Below are 18,846 nucleotides of genomic sequence, written 5' to 3'. Positions count from 1 at the left end.
CGTCCATGCGCATGGTCGCTTTCGCCCTCGCGGGCCTGCTCGCGACGGCGGGCCCGGCGTTGGCCAGGCAAGAGCCGCTCACGGTGGATGTCATTCTGGGGCTCGAGAGCTTCGGACGGGTCGCGATCGATCCGTCCGGCGCGGTCGCCGTCTTCGAGGAGCGGCGCGCCCGAGGCGATCTCCCCCGCCATGATCTGGAGGCCGAAGGCGCCAACCGGTACGCCCGGCTGTACCGCATCGACCTCGACGCCCCCGACCATCCGCGACCGCTCCTGACGATGGACGAAGACGCCGGCTATTCCGTCGGCGCCTTCTCGCCCAGCGGTCGGCGTCTGGCCGTGTTTCGGCTCCGGAACGACGAATGGCGGCTGGGAATCGTCGAGATCGCCGCGGGGGAGGTGGTGTGGACCGATGTGGCGCCGGAGCTTAGCCTATGGGGCCGGTCCCTGGAATGGCTCACGGACGACACCCTCGTCGTGCTTGGCATGCCGGACGGGGCGCTTCCTCCAAGACTGGCGGGCCCCCGCGCCGAACAGGCACGCCTGCTGGCGCTGAGGGCGGCGGCGACGGCCGGGTCGCCGGCTGCGATCACGGTGGGCGAAGACGGCCCGCCGGAAGCCTTGCCGCCGCGACGTCTCTGGCGGATCGACGCCGTCACCGGAGAGGCCGCGGCGATCGCCGACGGTCCCTTCCTCGACCTCGAGGTCTCTCCGGACGGACGATACGCCGCGCTTCTGCTGGACGGCCCCCTCCTGCCGCCGCCCTCCGCCGATACCGCGAGCGAGGTGCGCCGCGCCCGGGGGCTGGAGCTCGTCGAGCTGACCACCGGGGCCGCCGTCCGGCCGCCCGAAGCCGGCAACATCTCCACGAGCCTGCTGGCCTGGTCGCCGGCCTCCGACGCCCTTCTGGTGGCGACGATCGGCGACGAACCGGCCCGGCTCCTGACCGTCGCTCCGGACGGCGCGGCGCGGGATGTGACCCCGGCCGGGGCGCACCCGACCACGCCGATCGACTTCCAGGGCATGGCCACGGCCGAGGGCGGCTGGTTGGGCGGTGTCCCGATCTTCAAGGGCCGCTCCGCATCCGGCGAGGGCTGGTTCGTCGCAGGGGCCGACGCCCAGCCGCTCACAGGCCTGTCTCCGGACGCCCGACTCGTCGCCGAGGGTCGCTCCTCGGTTCTGTTCGCCAGCGGCGGTCGCGTCATCCGCCTCGGCGCAGACGGCGAGTCCGTCGATCTCGGGGCCGCCGCCTCGGCGGTGAACCCGCGCGGTCCCTTCGGATTGCGGGCTCAGAGCGGTCCGCTGAAGGCGGACTTCGCGGTGATCGAACGTCCCGACGGGCGACTGTGCCAGGCCTGGGCCGATCCCGGGGCCGAGCCCCGATGCGTCGCGGCGACGCCTGGGGCCGCGATCAGCTGGAGCCGGGGGATCGGCCTCGACCGGAGCGGGCCGGAGGCCGAACCGAATACGCTTCGCCTCCAGCGCGGCCATAGCCGGGAGGTGGTCTGGCGGCTGAACCCCGAGCTCGACCGGATCGCGGTCGCGGCGCCCCGGCGCATCACCGGCGTTGGCGGCGCGGGCGGCTGGCTCTATTCGCCGTCGAACCCGACAGCGACGCCGCCCGTGATCGTGGTGCCCTATCAGGGCGAGGCCTACCCCGCCCCGCCGTGGTGGATGCGGCGGGAGTCCACCGGCCTGTCGCTGGCGCCCCAGCTGATGGTCGCGGCGGGCTACGCCATCCTCATCCCGGACCTCCCCGCGACCCCGGAACCGGCGGACGGCCTCGCCCAGCGCATCCTGTCGGTCGTCGACGCCGCGGCGGCGGAGGGGCTGGTCGATGCGGAGCGCATTGGTCTGTGGGGCTGGAGCTTCGGCGCCTGGTCCGCCGTGATGAGCGCTGCCCAGTCTCCCCGCTTCGACGCCGTGGTGGCGTTAAACGGGCCGATGAATTTCTCGACGGTCATCGGAGACGTCGGTTCGACCCTGCGGCTGGAGGGCGGGCATGCGCTCGCCGCGACGGCCGGCGCCCGCTGGCTGGAATCCGGCCAGGCCGAGATGCGTGACGCCTACTGGCGCGCCCCCGACCGGTATCGGCGCAACAGTCCGTTCGAGCAGGCGGACCGCATCACCGCGCCGACGCTTCTCGTGGTGGGCGAGTATGACCTGATGCTGGGCCAGTCGGAGCAGCTCTATGGCGCCCTGCACCGTCTGAACCGCCCGGTGGCCCTGACCCTGCTCATCGGCGAGGACCACGGGGTTCAGAGCCCGGGCAACATCCGGCTCTATTACGACCAGGTCCGCGACTGGTTCGACCGGCATCTCAGGGGTTCCGGTGGTCCAGCCGTTCCCGCCAGCGCCGCACCCAGGCCTCCGTCAGGGCCAGACTGAGCAGGTGGGAATGGCCGCCACGCCACAGCAGGGCGTCCCGGGTGAGGCGGTCCTCCAGGCCGGGATCGATCAGCCCCGCCTCGGCCAGGGCGCCGCCGAGCAGATAGTCGCGCAGGAAGTCCAGGTGCGCGGCGACCGCGTTGCCATAGTAGGCGCCCAGTTCGCCCTTCGAGCGGCGATCGAGGATCGAGGGCGGCAAGACATCCGCGAAGGCGGCGCGCGCGGCGGCGCGATCCCGTCCGCCCCAGGTCAGATCGACCGCCGACAGGGCCAGCCCCGCCTCCATCACCGGCTGGCTGAGCAGCGGATTGAGGCAGGGACCGAGACGGCTGCGGACCGCCAGCCCCTGGAAGGTCTGACAGAAGGCCAGGGCGGACATCTGCAAGGCCTTGGCTGGCGGGACGCCGCCCAGATCGTCGAGCCAGGGGTGATCCCAGTCTGCGCGATGGCGGACCTCCTCGCGCCAGTCCTTCGCCAGCGCCGTCGGCCACAGGGGGCGCCGCAGCCAGCGCGAGAGCCGATGCAGGACCGCCAATCGCGCGCGACCGCGCCGCTCCCAGATCTCGTCCAGCCCGATCAGCAGGCTGGGCATCTGAAAGAAGACCGCGTCGCCGCCCTGCCCCGTCAGCGAGCCCCAGCCGCCTGTCGCCTCGATCCGGTCGGCGATGTCGTCGTTGTAGTCGGGATCGATGTCGTTGGCCGCCGGCCGGAAGGTCTCGGCGCAGGCGGCCAGACGCACGGCGTCGAGTCTGAGGCCGTCGCGGCGGACTTCGGTCAACGCGAAGCCATGCCTTTCCGCCACCGCCCGGGCGTAGGCCCGCTCGTCGCCCTCGGGCTGATCGACGTAATGGTTGACCCAGGCGGCGACGTTGCGGCGTTGGTCGGCGGTCAGGACGCCCGCCACGATGGCGGAGTCCAGGCCGCCGCTGACCTCGGTGATCCAGGGCCTGTCGCCCGCCAGCGCCCGCACCGACCGTTGCACCGCCCCTCGGAGGTCGGGAGGCGGACGCGAACCCCGGTCCCGGTACACCTCCGCGGGCCGCCAGATCTGGCGACCTTGGTTGACGCCCTCCCCAACGACCCGCAGTTCGCCACCGGCGACGGCCTGCAATCCGGTTAGGGCCAGTCGATGTCGATATTCGCCGGGGCGGGCCACCAGGGCGGCGACCGCGTCCCAATCCAGCGCGATCCCGTCGGGCAGCCAGGGATCGATGACCGCCGCGGCGCTCGTCGAGATCAAGGTCACGCCGGCCTTGCGCCAGACGACGCAGTCCAGGGCGCCCGACGGGTCGCGGAGCACGGCGACGTCGCCCTCGACCCGCCGGACCAGCAGGTAGCGCCCCCAATGGTCCGAACAGACCGTGCGGGCCTGCGCCGCGTCCAGCCGTCGGCATCCCAGGGCGCCGCGCGCCCGCAGCGACAGCGCCTGGCCCTCGCGGTCGTAGATCTCGCCGAGCACCACGCCGTGCCCGTCGAGCCCCCGCGCCACCTCGAGCCGTCCGCCGGTCGGGGCGAACACCTGGATGAAGGGGTCATGCGACTTGCGCGACCAGCCGGCCCGGCTCAGGCGCTGTCGAAGCGGCGCGACCAAGGCGTCGAGCGCAGCCGGATTGTCGCCGACCAGAATGATCGCAGAGTCCGCCGCCACCTCAGATCACCAGGATCGGTCGATAGACGGTCAGGGTTTCCGGGGCTTCGCTGACGCACTGGTCTCCGCTCTGCAACCAGCAATGGGCGAGAAAGGGGAAGGTGCGGACCCCGAACACCCAGTCCGCGTCCAGATCCGCGGCGTTCACGAAGCGCAGCAGCAGTTCCGCCTGAAGCAGACAGGCGCCGGTCCAGGGCGCCAGCGGCAGCAACTGGCGGAACACCTCGACCCGCGCGGCGAGCGCCTCGGGATCCGACCGGCGACCGCGACGCCGGGCGTATCGCCGGCTGAGGTCCAGAAGTGTCGGCCGACGCCGCACCGCTTCGACCCAGATGACGCCGAAGGTAACGAGGTCCCGCAGCGTCGGCCGGATCGGCGGCGCAGGCGGCAGGCGCGCCGACGGCAGGGCCGGCGGCGGGCTCCGATCTTCCGGCGCCGACGTGGGATGCAGCAACTCCTCGGCGGCCAGGCGAAGAAGATCGTCCATCGACCCCAGCGCCCGCCGTCCCTCGATCCGGAGATCGCCGCACTCCGGCAGGCACAGATAATCGTCCGCGGCGAGATCGAGCAGGACCAGATCGTCGCCGACACGGACCGCGTGAATGCCCTCGGCGAGCCAGCCGCAGTGACCGTCCTCGGCGCGAAGCGCTTCGGCCATTCCCAGACCTCTCCCTGTTAGAGCTGAACTTGGCTGGTCCGCCCTGCGGCAGGACCCGGCGGGGCCGTCCGGAACCGGACGGCCCCCTGGGCTCATTCCGGCGGCATGGTCCAGTGACGGGCCGGGTTCAGTTCGGTGAACGGTCCCATCAGGATCGCCCGGGTCAGCCGACGGGCGGCCCCCAGACGCAGCATGCGCGTCTCGTTCTGGATCTTCATCGATCCCTCTCCTGTGTCAGGAATGGCCCCTGCTTGCGGCGTCCGGGGCGAGGCCGGGCCCGGACGTCCGGGCCGCCGAAGCGGCCCGTCCGATCATTCGCTGGGCGGAATGGTGTACTTCAGCACCGGATTCAGCTCGTCGAATTCGCCGCGCGAGACCGCGCGGGTCAGGGTGCGGGCGGCCCCGAGGCGCACGAGGCGCGAGGTGCTCTTGGTCATGGTCGTCTCCTGTTTTGAAGGCCGACAAAACGTCGACGACGAACCATCAACGCCGGAAAGCAAATCGATTCAAACTATATTTCGCGTATACTTCGACTGACCTGGATCGATCCGCCGAACACGGGAGGCGAGGCCCGTCGCGGCGATCCGCCAGCGCGCATAGTAGGCCTCGACCTTGCTCGCCGGCGCGGGACCCGCGGCCGCTTCGGTCGGGCCGTTCAGGCGTCTGAGCGGCGCCAGGCGACGGCGCACGCGAACGAGGCTCTCGATCAGGGGTTGGTTGTCGCAGGCGTCAACCAGGTCGTCGATCCACGCCTCGACGGACGCGTCCGTGGCGTCGCAGGGCTGGGCGACCCGGGTGTAGAGCGCCGCGAGACCGACATGGGCGGCCTCCAGATCGAGCAGACCCAGAACGTCCTCCAGAGGCGCGGCGCGGGTGAAATAGCCCAGACCGCGGCGATCCTCGACGAGGCCTTCGCCGCACAGGCGGGACAGGGCTTCGCGCACCGGGCTGGTGCTCAGCCCGAGCGAGGCGGCGATGTCGACCACGGACAGATGCTGGCCGGGGGCCAGGCCGTCCTCGAGCGCGGCGCGCAGGCTGGCGAGCGCCAGGCCGAAGGGATCGCGCTGCCTCACGACCGCCTCCGGGCCGCTCCGGGACGCAGATCGACGACCGGCAGGCTTCGGGGCGATCGGGTCATGCGGCGCTCCTATACTGATGTCCGCAAGATAATTGCGTCGTATCCGCAGCTTTTATGCTGTTGATCTTTCTAGGCTTTCATTTGACGCATCGCTGAGGCATTTTTCAACCTGTAGGGGTGCACTCGCTTCGTAGTCGCGTGGCGCCGGAGGCGAGGGAGTAACTGGAGACATGGACGCCCGACACACCCAGACGGCGAACGCGGTGCTCTCCTCCAGCCTGCGCCTGATCCGGTCCCATCGGCGGATGCGGGCCGCGGACGTCGCCCAAGGCATGAATATGGCGCTGCGGTCCTATGAGCATTTCGAGTCCGGCGCCGGTCGGATCAACCTCGAACGTATTCACCGCTTCGCGGAGGTCACCGACAGCGATCCGCACGGAATCCTCGCCGCCCTGGCCCTTGGGTCGCCCGCCTTCGCCTTGCGGTGCGCCGACAACAAATTGGCGACCATCCTCGCCGTGGCGCTGCAGGAGTTCGACGAAGAAGCCGGGGACGCCATCGGCGATCTGGACGCCCGCACCATCATCAACGCCTTCACCAAGAGCCTGAAGGACCTCGCCGATCAATCCGTCCGGCGCGACGCCGAGGCCGAGGCCTGGCTTGAACAGCGCCGGGGACGGTTGATGGCGCCCGCCCGGGAGGATGGGACCGGCGACGGCGCGTAACGCCCCCTCGCCACGGTCGTAGACTTGCGGTCCGAGACTCGCGGACTGGCGCGCGGGACCGATTGCGCGGTTGGATTCGGGCATGAAAGTCCTCCCCCCTCATTCCCCTCCCCATCTGCTTCACCCTGCCACCGGCTGTCGGATCGCCAGCGGGAATGTCTGGACCTGGCGGCTCTGGGTCTGACCTCCGCCCGGATCGGCGATCGGCTCGGCCTGTCGCCCCGAACGGTCGACGAGCATCTCATGGCCGCCTGTCGCGTCCTCGGCGTCCGCACCCGCATCCAGGCCGTCGCCCGGCTCGCCGCCGCTCAGCGGCCGTCCGAACCCCGGACCTTCCTACCGTAGATTTCCGGCGGGGAGCTCGCGGGTCGCCGGTCCCGCTCCCGATCGGGTTTGCTGGGGGCTCATGCTGGAGCCCGCCGTGCTGGACCTCAATCTGATCCTCGCCCTGTCCCAGGCCTGCGCGCCGCAGGTGGCGCCGGAAACCTTGGCGGCCATCGCCTATGCGGAGAGCCGGTTCAACCCGATCGCGATCGGCGTCAACCGGGGTCCGCGTCCGGCCCGATCGCCTCGGGACGCCGCGGACGCGGCGCGCATCGCCCGCGGCCTGCTGGCGCGGGGCGCGAACCTCGATCTCGGCGTGGCCCAGATCAACAGCGACAATCTGGACTGGCTCGGCCTGTCCGTGGAGGCGGCCTTCGACCCGTGCCGCAACCTCGCCGCCGCCGGCGTCGTCCTGCGCGCGGGCTATCGCCCGGCCGAAGGTGTCGATCGCCAGACGACCCTGAGGGTCGCGCTGTCCCGATACAACACCGGCCATCCGGAGCGCGGCTTCCGCAACGGCTACGTCGCTCGCGTCGAGGCGGCCGCCGCGACCCTCGGCGTCCTGCCGCTCGCCCCTGTTCGAACCCCTGCAGACGACCGGCCCGCACCACCCGCTCCGCCGCTGCCGCCGCCCGCCTGGGACGTTTTCGGGCGGGCCCAGGCCAGCGCCGTCCTCACCTTCACCGCCGCCCCAGACACGGAGTTCTGAGATGACCGCATCCGCGACCGTCCGCAGGGCCGGCGCCGCCGGCGCCATCGCCCTCGCCGCCAGCCTCGTCCTGGTCCAGCCCGCCTTCGCCTCGGCCAATGTCGAAGGCCTTCTGCAGAACGTCGTCGACATGCTCACCGGCAACACGGCCCGGCTTCTGGCCGTGCTGGCGGTCGTGGTCGTCGGCATCCTGTGGATGTTCGGCCTGTTCGACCTGCGGCGGGCGGCGATCGTCGTGCTCGGCATCGTCGTGGTCTTCGGCGCGGCCGAGATCGTCAACCTGATCACTGGCGGTGCGTGATGGAGGCGACCCTGCCCTGGCTGGCGGTCGCTTCGGCCGCGATCGTCCTGGCCCTGTGCCTGATGCTCGGCCTGAAGCTGATCTCGCCCACGCGGTTCGCCCAGATCCTCGCCGGCCTCGCCTCGGGGCTCGCCCTCGCCCTGACCCTGTCGCGCCTGTCCGCCGGAGGTCATCATGGCTGACGAACGTCTGACCGAGGACCCGCTGTTCCTGGCCTGCACGCGGCCGGCCATGATCCTGGGCGTGCCCATGGAGGCCATGGGCGTCAACGTCATCGTCTCGGGCGTCGTCTTCCTCGTCGGCGGCAGCCTGCTCTATCTGCTCGTCGCCCCGGCCCTGCATTTGGTCTTCCGGGCGATCTGCCGGGCGGACCACAACGCCTTCCGGCTCCTCTTCGTCTATGTCGACACCAAGGGCCGGTCGCGCAATGCGGGCCTCTGGGGCGGGAGTTCGGCGACGCCCCTCCCCCTCGTCCGCCGCTATCGCCTGGCGGAGCTGACCCGTGGCTGAGGGCGGGGTTCCTCCGGCGCGCCTGCGGCGGGAGGCCGACGCCCGGCCGCACCTGCCCTATGCGCGTCATGTCTCCGACCATGTGGTCACGCTCGACAGCGGCGCCCTGATGATGGTGTTCCAGATCGACGGAGCCAGCTTCGAGACCGCCGACGCCCGGGACCTCAACGACTGGCACGTCAAGCTCAACCAGGCCTGGCGCAATCTCGCCGACGACCGGCTGGCGGTCTGGCATCATGTGGTCCGGCGTCCGGTGGAGCTGGAACGCTCCTCCGGGTTTCGATCGACCTTCGCCGGCGAACTCGGCGCCCTCTACGACCATCGGGTCGCGCGCCGGCAGCTCTGGATCAACGAGCTGTTCGTCACCCTCGTCCTTCATCCGGGTCGCGACGCGGGCGACCGGGCCGCGGCGCTCGCGAAACGCCTGAAGGCGGCGCGCCGCAGCGACGGCGAGGTCGAGGTCGCCCATATCCGGCGCCTCGAGGAGGCCGGGCGCGACCTGGCCCAGTACCTTGGGCGGTACGCGCCGCGCCGGCTCGGTCTCTACGAACGCGACGGCCTGTGGTTCTCCGAGCCGATGGAGGTCATGCGGCTCGTCTTGACCGGACGCCGGTCGCCGGTCCCGATCGTGTTCGGCCACCTCGGCTCGGCGGTCTACACCGTGCGCGCCATCTTCGGTCGCGAGACCCTCGAGCTGCGCGACGCGGCCGATGCGCGCTACGCCGGCGTCCTGGCCATCAAGGAGTATCCGGCGACGACCCGGCCCGGACTGTGGGACGACCTGCTGAGCGTCCGCTTCGGCTTCGTGATCAGCCAGTCCTTCGCCTTCCTGTCCAAGGCCTCGGCCCGGGCGGTGATGGAGCGCAAGCAGAACCAGATGGTCTCGGCGCGCGACCGCGCGGCCTCCCAGATCACCGGCCTGTCCGACGCGCTGGACGATCTCGTCAGCAACCGCTTCGTCATGGGCGAGCATCAGGCCTCGATCCTCGTCCACGGCGACACGCCGACCGCGCTGGCGGAGCATCTGTCCAAGGCCCGCGCCATCCTCGCGGACTCCGGCCTGGTCGTCGCGCGCGAGGATCTGGGGCTGGAAGCCGCCTTCTGGTCCCAGTTCCCCGGAGCCTTCGCCCGCCGCACCCGGCCCGCCGCCATCACCTCGCGCAATTTCGCGGCCCTGGCGCCGTTCCACGCCCATCCCGTCGGCAAGGCCCACGGCAATCACTGGGGCGAGGCCGTCGCCGTGCTGCGCACCACGGCCGGTTCGCCCTTCTGGTTCCACTTCCATGTCGGCGATCTGGGCCACACCTTCATCTGCGGACCGTCCGGATCGGGCAAGACCGTCGTCCAGAACTTCATGCTGGCGCAGTTGGAGCGGTTCGACGCCCAGCAGCTGTTCATCGACAAGGACCGGGGCGCCGAGATCTTCGTCCGCGCCTGCGGCGGAACCTACCTCGCCCTGCGCAACGGCGAGCCGACCGGCTTCGCCCCGTTCAAGGCGCTCGACCCCAGCCCCGCCAACCGCGCCTTCCTGGTCCGGCTCGTCCGGGCCCTCGTCGCCCGCCCGAACGAGACCCTGACCGTACCCGAGGCCCGCGCCATAGACCAGGGCGTCGCCGCTCTGGAGGCCTTGCCGCGCGAGCGTCGCTCCATCGCCGCCCTGCGCAGCCTCCTCGGTCAGGGCGACGCCGGCGGCGTGAGCGCTCGGCTGGAGCGCTGGCAAAGGGGCGGCCCGCTCGGCTGGGTGCTCGACAACGATGAGGACGCCCTCAGTCTGGAGGCCCGCTTCGCCGGTTTCGACATCACCCAGGTGCTGGACCACGACGAGGTTCGCACGCCGGCGATGCTGTACCTGTTCCATCGCATCGCCGAGCGGGTCGACGGTCGCCGCCTCGTCCTCGACATCGACGAGTTCTGGAAGGTGCTGGGCGACCCGGCCTTCACCGATCTCGCCCAGGACGGGCTCAAGACCTGGCGCAAGCAGAACGCCTTCATGGTGTTCGGCACCCAGTCGCCCGCCGACGCCCTGCGATCCCCGATCGCCCACGCCATCCTCGAGCAGTGCGCGACCAAGATCTTCCTGCCCAACGCCCACGGTCAGGCGCGCGACTATGTCGACGGCTTCGGCCTGACCCAGGAGGAGTTCCGTCTCGTCCGCGAGGTCCTCACCCCGGAGTCGCACCGCTTCCTGGTCAAGCAGGGCCACGACAGCGTGGTCGTCGAGTTGGACCTCGGCGGCATGGACGACGCCCTGTCGATCCTGTCCGGCCGCACCGAGACCACCGCCCTGCTCGACCGGCTGCGCGCCGAGGTCGGCGACGACTACGCGCGCTGGCGCGATCCCTTCCATGACCAGAGGAGGTTCCTATGAGAGCCGGCATTCCCTTCGCCGCGGCGGCGGCCGCATTCGCCCTCGCCGTCGCCCCGACGGTCCAGGCCCAGCAGATCGTCCACGATCCCCGGGCCCTGGCCCAGATGATCGAGGAGGCGCGCACGACGCTAGACCAGCTGAGGGCGCTGCAGACCCAGGTCGAACAGGGCCGGCAGCTGTTCGACAGCCTGAACGACCTGTCCGGCGTCAACGCCCTGGCCGGCGAGCTCGGCTTGCCGACGGTGCGCAATCCGCTGCCGGACATGCGCGCCCTTCGCGCCGCGGCCGACGGCGACCTGTCGGCACTCGGCGACCTGGCCGACCGCGCCGACGCCATCCGCCGCGACACCCGGCTCTATACGCCGCCGGCGGGCGACCTCGACCCGGCCGAGGCCTATTACCGCGACAGCCTCGAACGCGCCGGCGCCCGCACCGCGCGGGACCTCGCCGTCGGTGAGGCGGTGGCCGGCGCCGCGGACCGGCGTCTGCAGGGTCTGGAGACGCTCCGGTCCGCTCTCGACACCGCGCCCAACGCCCGCGCCGTCCTGGATCTCGAAGCCCGCCTCGCGGCCGAACAGGCGATGATCCAGAACGAACAGGTGCGGCTGCAGGGTCTGGCCCTGACCCAAGCCGCCGAAGCTCGGCTCGAGGAGCAACGCGCCCGCGAGCGGGCGGAAGCCGCCCGGGCGGCGCGCATGACAGTCTATGAGAGGGCGTTCCAGTGAGACGATCCGCCCTGCTCGTCGCCCTCGGCCTGGTCGGCTGCGGGTCGCCCGAGCGAACGGCCGAAGACTTCGCCGCCGATCCCGACGCGGCCGAAGCGGTCGTGGCGGCGTGCGACGCCGGTCGAGCCGAGCGCGAATGCGAAGCGGCGCGTCAGGGCCTGGCCGAAGCGCGTCGGCAGGCGCGGATGCGCGTCTATGAGCGGGCCTTCTGAGGATCCCGACGATGAGCTTTCGCGTCTTCGAACCCAGCTACGACTTCATCGACGAACGGCTCAACGTCTTCCTCGGCGACCGTCTGTCGTCTGTGATCGCCGAGGTCGAGGGACCGCTGCGCATCGCCCTGGTCCTCTATGTCGTGCTCTACGGCGTCGCCATCCTGAGGGGCGCGATCAGCGAACCGGTGATGGACTTCGCGGTCCGCTCGCTGAAGCTCGCCTTCCTCTATCTGCTGGCGACCACGGCCGCCTATTCCACCTTCGTCACCGAGCCGCTGTTCACCGGCCTGCCCAACGCCCTCACCCGGGCGGTCAGCGGCGCGGACACCCCCAGCGTCGGCGCGGCCTTCGACCAGTTCTTCGCCTATGCGGCCTGGCTGGGCGAGGACATCTCGCGCGAGGGCTCCGCCTTCAATCCGGGCCCTTGGGTCGTCTCGGCCGCCGTCTTCATCATCGGCGCCCTGGCCGCCGCCCTCGGCTTTGGGGTGGTTCTGGTGGCCAAGCTGGCCCTGGCCCTGCTCGTCACCCTCGGCCCCATCTTCATCGCCTGCGCCCTGTTCGACGCCACCCGCCGCTTCTTCTTCGGCTGGCTCAGCCAGGCGGTGAACTACCTCGTCCTGTTCGCCCTGATCATCGTCATCTTCCAGCTCGTCCTGTCGCTCGTGCGCGACCAGTGGGGCGCGATCCAGGGGGCCGACCCGATGATCGGCGGGCTGATCTTCATCGCCCTGTGCCTGCTGGGGGCGATCTTCTTCCTTCAGACCCCGGCCATCGCCGCCGGCATCGCGGGCGGCGCCAGCGCCGGCCTCGCCGACTTCGCCAACGCCGCGGCCCTGGGCGGGAGCGGCTCGGGCCGCACCAAGGGTCCGCAAGAAGCCAGCCGCCAACCGCCCAGGGGCGGCGGCTCCATTCGACCGAGAGGCGCCTGACATGACCCACCGCTCCCTCCTGCTCGCCGGCCTGATGCTGCTGGGCGCCTGCGCCCACCGGGGCGATCCCGCCCTGCCGACCTGCGACGGCTCCGCCCGGCGGCCGGCTAATCCCCACGGCTCGGTGCTTGCGCCGCACGCCGAACCACGACCGGCCGAGGCCGCCGCCGGTCCCGACGCCGGAACAGGAGGCTGCGCATGAGCGGCGTCCCTTCCTCCGAACTGAAGCGCTATTTCACCGAGGCGCGGCGCTGGGACCAGGATCGTCTGGCCGCGGCGCTCCGGTCCCGCCGCCTCGCCTGGTCGGCGGCGGCGCTGGCCACGGGTCTGGCGGTGATCGCGACCGGCGCGGTGGCGATGCTGACGCCGCTGAAATCCACCGAACCCTTCGTCATCCGGGTGGACCGGACGACCGGCGCGGTCGATGTCGTGCGCGGCCTCTCGGCCGAGGACGGGCCGGTCCACTACGACGAGGCGGTCAGCAAATACTTCCTCGGCCAGTATGTACGCCAGCGCGAGGGCTACCTCGACCCGGCCGCCGAGGACGCCTTCCGTCTGGTCTCCATCCTGTCGGCGCCGGCTGAACAGCGGCGCTGGGCCGATCTGTTCCGCGGCTCCAATCCCGACAGCCCGCAGAACCTCTATGGCCGCGACGGCGAGGCCGTCATCTCGATCCGCGCCATCGGCTTCATCAACGACGGCGTCGCCAACGTCCGCTTCCACCGCACGGTCCGCCAGGCCCAGCAGACGGTGGAGAGCGACTGGATCGCCACCATCGCCTTTACCTACACCCGCGCGCCGATGTCGGAACCGGACCGGCTGAGGAATCCCCTCGGCTTCCAGGTGACCTCCTACCGCGCCGATCCTGAGGTCATCCGATGAGACGCTCCCTGTCCCTGCTGGCCCTGGCCGCCGGCCTCGCCCTCGCATCCCCGGTCGCGGCGCAGGCCCCTCTGGACCCGCGCATTCGCGAACTCGCCTATGATCCGGCGGCCGTCTACCGGATCGCCGGAGCGTTCCGGACGGCGACCCAGATCGTGTTCTCGCCGGACGAGACCATCCGACACGCCGCGATCGGCGACAGCGTCGCCTGGGAGGTGGCTGCGGAAGGGTCAGTGCTGTTCCTCAAGCCGCGCGAGCGCCATCAGGCGACCAACCTGCTGGTCGTCACCGAGCGCGCCGGCGTGATCCGCCACTACGCCTTCGAGCTCGTCGCCCGCGAGCCCGGCGACCGGTCCGCGATCGCCTATCAGGTCCGGTTCCGCTACCCGGCCGACGATCAGGCCGAGGCGGCCCGGGCGCTGGCCGTCCAGGCCGAGGCGGTGGAGCAGCGTCTCATCGGACTGGAACTGGAGCGCGGCGTGGTCGAAGGGACCCGCAATCTGGCTTGGTCGGCCCAGGGCGACGCCGCCCTGCAGCCGAGCGAGGTCAGCGACAACGGTCGTTTCACCGTGCTGCGCTTCCCCGGCGTCCAACCCCTGCCGGCCGTGTTCGAGGTCGGGGAGGACGGGGCGGAACGCCTCATCCCCTATGACGTGCGCGGCGAGTTCGTCGTCATCCACGGCGTGACGCGCGGTCTGCGGCTGCGGCGGGGGCAGTTGGTGCTGTGCCTGTTCAACGACGCCTATGACGCCCGCGGCGTCGCGGTGGGCACGGGCACGGCCTCTCCGGCCGTCGACCGCGGCCCCCTCGGAGGCCGGTCATGACCGCGCCCGATCCCATGCCGCCCGCTGACGCGCCGCCTCCCCCCGCCGCTCCCGGCGATCGCGGCGTCTCGCCGATCGCCGGCCGGTTCGGCGGACGGCAGGGCAAGCTCATCACCCTGGCCGCCCTGGCCGTCGGCTGCGGCGTCTTTCTGATCGCCAGCTGGGATCGCGGCGACGCCGAGCGCGGCGGGCCGTCCCGTCGCGACGAACCGGCCCGGCAAACGACGCCCTTCGAGCCTGCTCGCCGTGAAGCGCCGCCTCTGCTCAGCGAGGCCGCCTTCGATCCGAACGCGCCCGCCCTGACCGACGACGACGCCATCCCGCCTCTGGAAGCCGCGCCCCGGGGCGAACCCCCACCCCGATCCGGCCCCAGTCCGGCGGAACAGCAGCACGCCCTGGCCGAGAGCGCCCGACGCGCGCCCGTGCTCGCCTATAGCCGGGCCGGCGGCCAATCTGGCCCGCCGCCGATCTCGACGACGGCGGCGCCTCCGGGCGAGCCGACGTCGCTCGACCAACTCCGTCAGCTCACGCCCGTGGGCCAGACCCGCGCCGGCCGCCTGCCCGACCGCAACCTGCTGGTCACGGCGGGGACCAGCGTGCCCTGCGTCCTGCAAACGGCCCTGGACAGCACCACGCCCGGCTATGTGACCTGCGTCCTGCCGCGTGACGTCTGGTCCGACAACGGCGCCGTGGTGTTGCTGGAGCGCGGCACCCGGGTTCTGGGCGAGTATCGCGGCGGTCTTCAGCAGGGCCGCCGCCGGCTGTTCGTGCTCTGGACCCGGGCGGTGACGCCGACCGGGGTCGCCGTCGCGCTCGCCTCGCCGGCCGCCGACGCCCTCGGCCGGTCAGGATTCGACGGCGTGGTCGACACTCATTTCTGGGACCGGTTCGGCGGCGCCCTGCTGCTTTCCATCGTCGACGACGGCGTCCATGCCGCCGCGGGCCGGAACGACGGCGCATCCTCCACCGCCCGCCTGCCGTCCGACGCCGCCAGCGTCGCCCTACAGGGCTCGGTCGAGATCCCGCCCACGCTGCGCAAGGGCCAGGGCGCGGAGGTGTCGATCTTCGTCGCCCAGGACCTGGATTTCTCCGGGGTTTATCGGCTGCGGCCTCGCTGATGGATGACACCTCGGTCCTGGATCACTACCTCGCGCCCCTGCGCCCCTTCCTCGAGCCGGCGACCGTGACCGAGGTCGTCATCAACCGGCCGGGCGAGGTCGGCGTCGAGGCGGACGGGACCTGGCGCTGGGCCGAGGCGCCCGAACTGACCGAGGCGTGGCTGCGCACCCTGGCGGTGGCCGCCGCGGCCTACACCCGTCAGGACGTTGGACCCGAGCAACCGATCTGCTCGACCACCCTGCCCGGCGACGTGCGCTGCCAGATCGTCCTGCCGCCGGTGGCGGCGGACGGGGGCCTCTCCCTCACCCTGAGAAAGCCGTCGCGGCGACGTCTGGGCCTGAAGGAGTTCGCGGCGGCCGGTCTGTTCGACGAGGTCGCCGACGCCCAGACGGACGCCACGGATCTCGTCGACGCGGAACTGGTTCGTCTGCGGCAGGCCGGCGACTGGTCCGGCTTTCTGACCCTGGCGGTCACGGCCCGGCGCAACATCCTGATCTCCGGCGCAACCGGCTCGGGCAAGACGACCCTGGCCAAGGGGTTGATCGAACTGATCCCGGACCATGAGCGGCTGCTGACCATCGAGGACACCCGCGAGTTCGTCGTGCCGCATCGCAACGTCGTCCACCTGGTCTATTCCAAGGACGGACAGGGCCTGGCCCGGATCGGTCCGAAACAGCTTCTGGAAAGCGCCCTGCGCATGCGGCCGGACCGCATCCTGCTGCAGGAACTCCGCGACGGCACGGCCTTCTTCTATCTGCGCAACGTCAACTCGGGGCACCCGGGCTCGATCACCACGGTGCATGCGGATTCCGCCGCCCTGGCCTTCGAGCAGCTCACCCTGCTGGTGCGGGAGTCCGAAGGCGGGCGCGACCTGCCGCGCGAGGACATCCGCGCCCTGCTGCATCTGCTCGTCGACGTCGTCATCCAGATGAAGAAGGTCGACGGGCGCTTCCGTGTGACGGAGGTCTGGCATGACCCGGATCGCAAGCGCCAGCCCGGGGGCTAGGGCGGCGGCTTTCGCCGTCGGCAGCCTGGCCGCCGTGACCCTGCTGGCCATCCTAGCCGCCCTCATCGCTCTTGTCGGTCTGGGCCAATTCTCCGGCGCCATCGATCCCGCCCGCGTCCCCGGCTGGTTCTGGTACTATCGCCAGGACCCGGAGGTGCGGCGCTGGCTGACCGTCGGCGTCTCGGTGTCGGTTCTGCTCGGCGGGGTTCTCGTCGCGGCGATCCTGCTCTCCCGACGCCGGCCCTTGCACGGCGCCGCCCGCTGGGCCTCGGGATCGGAACAGCGGCGCGCGGGTCTGCGGGCCGACCGCGGCGTCATCCTGGGCCGGGCCGACGGCGGCTTCCTCATCGCCGACGGGCCCGAGCACGTCATGCTCTACGCGCCCACCCGCACCGGCAAGGGGGTCGGCGTGGTCATCCCCAACCTCCTAGCGTGGTCGGACTCCGTAGTCGTGCTGGACATCAAGCGCGAGAATTTCCTCGCCACGGGGGGCTATCGCGCCGAGGCCGGCCAGACTGTGCATCTGTTCGATCCTCTGGCGCGGGATGGTCGCACGGCGCGGTTCAATCCGCTCGGCCATGTCGATCGCACGGACCCCATCGCGGTGCTGGACGAGCTGCAGCGCATGGCGGTGATGCTGTTCCCGGTCCACGACCGGGCCGATCCCTTCTGGGCGGAGGCGGCCAGAACGGGGTTCATCGGCGTCGGCGGCTATGTCGCGGCCACGCCCGAACGGCCCTTCACCCTGGGCGAGATCTTCCGCCAGTTGACCGCCGGGGACGCCCGCGCCCGCCTGCCCCGGATCGTCGCGGCCCGGGAACAAGAGGGCCGCCCCCTGCCTGGTCCGGTCGTGGCGGCGCTCACCGACTTCACCAGCTCCAGCGAGAACACCTTCGCCTCGGTGCGCCAGTCGATCACCACCCGGATGGGGCTCTGGCTCAATCCCCGGGTCGACGCCGCCACCTCCGCCTCGGATTTCGACCTGCGCGACCTGCGCGGCGGCCGGCTCTCCCTCTATCTGGGCGCCACCCCGGACAATATGCTGCGGATCCAGCCGCTCTATGCGCTGCTCTTCCAGCAGTTGGTCGACCTGAACAGCCGCGCCCTGCCCGGCCCCGCCGACCGACCCGCCCTGATTGTGCTCGACGAGTTTGCCCGTCTCGGGCCCGCGCCGGTGCTGGCCCACGCCTTCGCCTGGGTCGCCGGCTACGATCTGCGGCTGCTCGCGGTGCTTCAGAGCCCGTCCCAGCTGAGGGCCATCTACGGTCCGGACGTGGCCGAGGAGGTGATGACCAACTGCGGGGTCGAGATCGTCTTCGCGCCCAAGGAGCTGAAGGTCGCCCAGGAGCTCAGCGATCGGCTGGGCGCCTATACGACGGACGGCCGCAGCCGCAGCCGACCGACGGGACTGAGCCAGGGTCGTCGCAGCACGACCGTGTCCGACCAGCGCCGGGCGCTGATGCTGCCACAGGAGCTGATGCAGCTCCCGCAATCGGCCCTGATCGTGTTGAAGGCCGGCCTGCCGCCGGTGCGGGGCCGGAAGATTGCCTACTTCCGGGAGCGCGTCTTCCAGCGCCGACTGCGGCCCGCCCCCGACCTGGCGCCGGTCGCCGCGCCGACATCGCCCCCTGTTCCGGAGGAGGATCCGATGGATTTCGACGTCATCGCCCGGGCCTTCGCCGCCGAAGGCCTGCCGCCGCCTCCCGCCGGAGCGGATGAGAGCGCCGTCGGCGCCTGGCTGGATCGGGTCGTCGATACGGCCGTGCTGGAACGCGAGCCATGAAGACGCCCGACGACGCCCCGTCCAACCGCCTCGCCCCCGCATCAAGTGCGACCGGGTCGCGGCGTTCGACCGCCAAGGGCGATGTGCACGAGGCGGTGCTCGATCGCTATCTGGTCGAGCGCGACCTGCGGGGCCGACCGGAACGCTTCTTCCGCGATCATCGCGCGTCCGAGCCGACGTTCCGCGACCGCGGCGGCTCGCTCGTCTCCAGTCAGGCCTATCCGGACGCGGTCGTCGATATGCTCAAGATCGCCCGCCACCGCGGCTGGGACCAGGTTCGGGTGTCCGGCGATCCGGCCTTCCGGCGCGAGGTGTGGATCCAGGCCCAAGCCCTGGGGCTGGAGGTGCAGGGCCATCGACCGCGAGAGCGGGATCGGCAGGCCGCCGGCGAGCCACATCCCCAAGCCTCCCCGGACCTCGGCGCGCGGCTCGACCGCGCCGCCGTCGTGGTGCGCGCGCTCATCGCCGATCCGGCCGCCCAAGCGCGGCTGATGGCCCGCGCTCTGACCCGGGCTGCGGACCGGACTCCTCAACCGGAGCAGGTCCGCGAGCAGCGAACCCGAACCCGGTAACCGAACCTCGGATCTGTTGATGATCAGACAGTGCCAATTGATCGGGCCATAAGTTCGCGCTATGTTCTTGCAATGCCTGTTCG

At 71.3% G+C, this 18,846-nt stretch carries 23 protein-coding genes; 18 read left to right on the top strand and 5 right to left on the bottom strand.

From position 1 onward, the window contains the following. Positions 1–5 precede the first annotated feature (5 nt). Positions 6–2,387: a S9 family peptidase gene (locus BVE01S_RS04955; protein WP_066624969.1), complete on the top strand. Its 2,382-nt coding sequence runs from the start codon at positions 6–8 to the stop codon at positions 2,385–2,387. Here BVE01S_RS04955 and BVE01S_RS04950 read toward each other — a convergent pair. From BVE01S_RS04950 to BVE01S_RS04940, 5 genes are all read right to left on the bottom strand, one after another. Continuing rightward, positions 2,320–4,035, bottom strand: coding sequence for an asparagine synthase-related protein (locus BVE01S_RS04950; RefSeq protein ID WP_066624967.1), 1,716 nt, complete (start codon positions 4,033–4,035; stop codon positions 2,320–2,322). The two genes, BVE01S_RS04955 and BVE01S_RS04950, sit on opposite strands and share 68 nt — an antisense overlap. A gap of 1 nt (position 4,036) precedes the next feature. Further along, positions 4,037–4,693, bottom strand: a complete 657-nt coding sequence (locus tag BVE01S_RS04945; protein ID WP_066624966.1) for a lasso peptide biosynthesis B2 protein — start codon at positions 4,691–4,693, stop codon at positions 4,037–4,039. A 92-nt stretch (positions 4,694–4,785) separates the two neighbouring features. Continuing rightward, positions 4,786–4,911, bottom strand: coding sequence for a hypothetical protein (locus tag BVE01S_RS17375; RefSeq protein WP_280513208.1), 126 nt, complete (start codon positions 4,909–4,911; stop codon positions 4,786–4,788). A gap of 93 nt (positions 4,912–5,004) precedes the next feature. Next, on the bottom strand, positions 5,005–5,130 hold the full coding sequence (locus BVE01S_RS17370) for a hypothetical protein (protein WP_280513207.1): 126 nt from the start codon (positions 5,128–5,130) through the stop codon (positions 5,005–5,007). Positions 5,131–5,199: 69 nt separating this feature from the next. Continuing rightward, entirely contained in the window at positions 5,200–5,766 is a 567-nt protein-coding gene (locus tag BVE01S_RS04940; RefSeq protein ID WP_066624965.1) for a GntR family transcriptional regulator, read from the bottom strand. Between the two features lie 235 nt (positions 5,767–6,001). Between BVE01S_RS04940 and BVE01S_RS04935 the strand changes: the two genes are divergently transcribed. The 17 genes from BVE01S_RS04935 (at position 6,002) to BVE01S_RS04860 (ending at position 18,763) form a co-directional block, all read left to right on the top strand. Further along, positions 6,002–6,496, top strand: coding sequence for a helix-turn-helix domain-containing protein (locus BVE01S_RS04935; protein WP_218015909.1), 495 nt, complete (start codon positions 6,002–6,004; stop codon positions 6,494–6,496). 24 nt (positions 6,497–6,520) lie between these two features. Further along, complete coding sequence (locus tag BVE01S_RS16500; RefSeq protein ID WP_084375297.1) at positions 6,521–6,841, top strand: LuxR C-terminal-related transcriptional regulator; 321 nt, start codon at positions 6,521–6,523, stop codon at positions 6,839–6,841. Positions 6,842–6,902: 61 nt separating this feature from the next. Beyond that, complete coding sequence (locus BVE01S_RS04930; protein WP_084375296.1) at positions 6,903–7,529, top strand: lytic transglycosylase domain-containing protein; 627 nt, start codon at positions 6,903–6,905, stop codon at positions 7,527–7,529. A gap of 1 nt (position 7,530) precedes the next feature. Further along, entirely contained in the window at positions 7,531–7,830 is a 300-nt protein-coding gene (locus BVE01S_RS04925; RefSeq protein WP_066624959.1) for a TrbC/VirB2 family protein, read from the top strand. Beyond that, positions 7,830–8,012: a hypothetical protein gene (locus tag BVE01S_RS04920; protein WP_066624957.1), complete on the top strand. Its 183-nt coding sequence runs from the start codon at positions 7,830–7,832 to the stop codon at positions 8,010–8,012. The genes BVE01S_RS04925 and BVE01S_RS04920 overlap by 1 nt, the downstream gene beginning before the upstream one ends. Continuing rightward, complete coding sequence (locus tag BVE01S_RS04915; RefSeq protein ID WP_066624953.1) at positions 8,005–8,340, top strand: VirB3 family type IV secretion system protein; 336 nt, start codon at positions 8,005–8,007, stop codon at positions 8,338–8,340. The genes BVE01S_RS04920 and BVE01S_RS04915 overlap by 8 nt, the downstream gene beginning before the upstream one ends. Continuing rightward, on the top strand, positions 8,333–10,708 hold the full coding sequence (locus BVE01S_RS04910) for a VirB4 family type IV secretion/conjugal transfer ATPase (RefSeq protein ID WP_066624940.1): 2,376 nt from the start codon (positions 8,333–8,335) through the stop codon (positions 10,706–10,708). Before BVE01S_RS04915 ends, BVE01S_RS04910 begins: the two co-directional genes overlap by 8 nt. Beyond that, positions 10,705–11,433, top strand: a complete 729-nt coding sequence (locus BVE01S_RS04905) for a TrbJ/VirB5 family protein (RefSeq protein ID WP_066624933.1) — start codon at positions 10,705–10,707, stop codon at positions 11,431–11,433. The genes BVE01S_RS04910 and BVE01S_RS04905 overlap by 4 nt, the downstream gene beginning before the upstream one ends. After that, positions 11,430–11,645 carry an EexN family lipoprotein gene (locus BVE01S_RS04900; RefSeq protein WP_066624932.1) on the top strand — a complete coding sequence of 72 codons (216 nt, stop codon included), beginning with the start codon at positions 11,430–11,432 and terminating at the stop codon, positions 11,643–11,645. The genes BVE01S_RS04905 and BVE01S_RS04900 overlap by 4 nt, the downstream gene beginning before the upstream one ends. A gap of 11 nt (positions 11,646–11,656) precedes the next feature. Continuing rightward, positions 11,657–12,577 (top strand): TrbL/VirB6 family protein, encoded by a 921-nt coding sequence (locus BVE01S_RS04895; protein WP_066624926.1) that lies wholly within the window; start codon positions 11,657–11,659, stop codon positions 12,575–12,577. Between the two features lies 1 nt (position 12,578). Beyond that, positions 12,579–12,779 (top strand): hypothetical protein, encoded by a 201-nt coding sequence (locus tag BVE01S_RS04890; protein WP_066624925.1) that lies wholly within the window; start codon positions 12,579–12,581, stop codon positions 12,777–12,779. After that, on the top strand, positions 12,776–13,459 hold the full coding sequence (locus BVE01S_RS04885; RefSeq protein WP_066624923.1) for a VirB8 family type IV secretion system protein: 684 nt from the start codon (positions 12,776–12,778) through the stop codon (positions 13,457–13,459). Before BVE01S_RS04890 ends, BVE01S_RS04885 begins: the two co-directional genes overlap by 4 nt. Next, positions 13,456–14,283, top strand: coding sequence for a TrbG/VirB9 family P-type conjugative transfer protein (locus BVE01S_RS04880; protein WP_157076428.1), 828 nt, complete (start codon positions 13,456–13,458; stop codon positions 14,281–14,283). Before BVE01S_RS04885 ends, BVE01S_RS04880 begins: the two co-directional genes overlap by 4 nt. Further along, the gene (gene virB10, locus BVE01S_RS04875; RefSeq protein WP_157076427.1) at positions 14,280–15,401 is read left to right on the top strand and encodes a type IV secretion system protein VirB10; all 1,122 of its coding nucleotides are present in this window, start codon (positions 14,280–14,282) and stop codon (positions 15,399–15,401) included. Before BVE01S_RS04880 ends, virB10 begins: the two co-directional genes overlap by 4 nt. Continuing rightward, on the top strand, positions 15,401–16,408 hold the full coding sequence (gene virB11 / locus BVE01S_RS04870; RefSeq protein WP_066624916.1) for a P-type DNA transfer ATPase VirB11: 1,008 nt from the start codon (positions 15,401–15,403) through the stop codon (positions 16,406–16,408). The genes virB10 and virB11 overlap by 1 nt, the downstream gene beginning before the upstream one ends. After that, a complete protein-coding gene (locus tag BVE01S_RS04865) occupies positions 16,374–18,191 on the top strand; it encodes a type IV secretory system conjugative DNA transfer family protein (protein WP_066624913.1) in 1,818 nt (605 codons plus the stop codon). Before virB11 ends, BVE01S_RS04865 begins: the two co-directional genes overlap by 35 nt. Beyond that, positions 18,188–18,763: an LPD7 domain-containing protein gene (locus BVE01S_RS04860; protein WP_066624910.1), complete on the top strand. Its 576-nt coding sequence runs from the start codon at positions 18,188–18,190 to the stop codon at positions 18,761–18,763. Before BVE01S_RS04865 ends, BVE01S_RS04860 begins: the two co-directional genes overlap by 4 nt. Positions 18,764–18,846: the final 83 nt, after the last annotated feature.

It is taken from the genome of Brevundimonas vesicularis NBRC 12165, from assembly GCF_001592205.1.
In the GTDB taxonomy this organism is placed as follows: Bacteria; Pseudomonadota; Alphaproteobacteria; order Caulobacterales; family Caulobacteraceae; genus Brevundimonas; species Brevundimonas vesicularis.
This window is presented reverse-complemented; position numbering and strand designations above follow the sequence as displayed.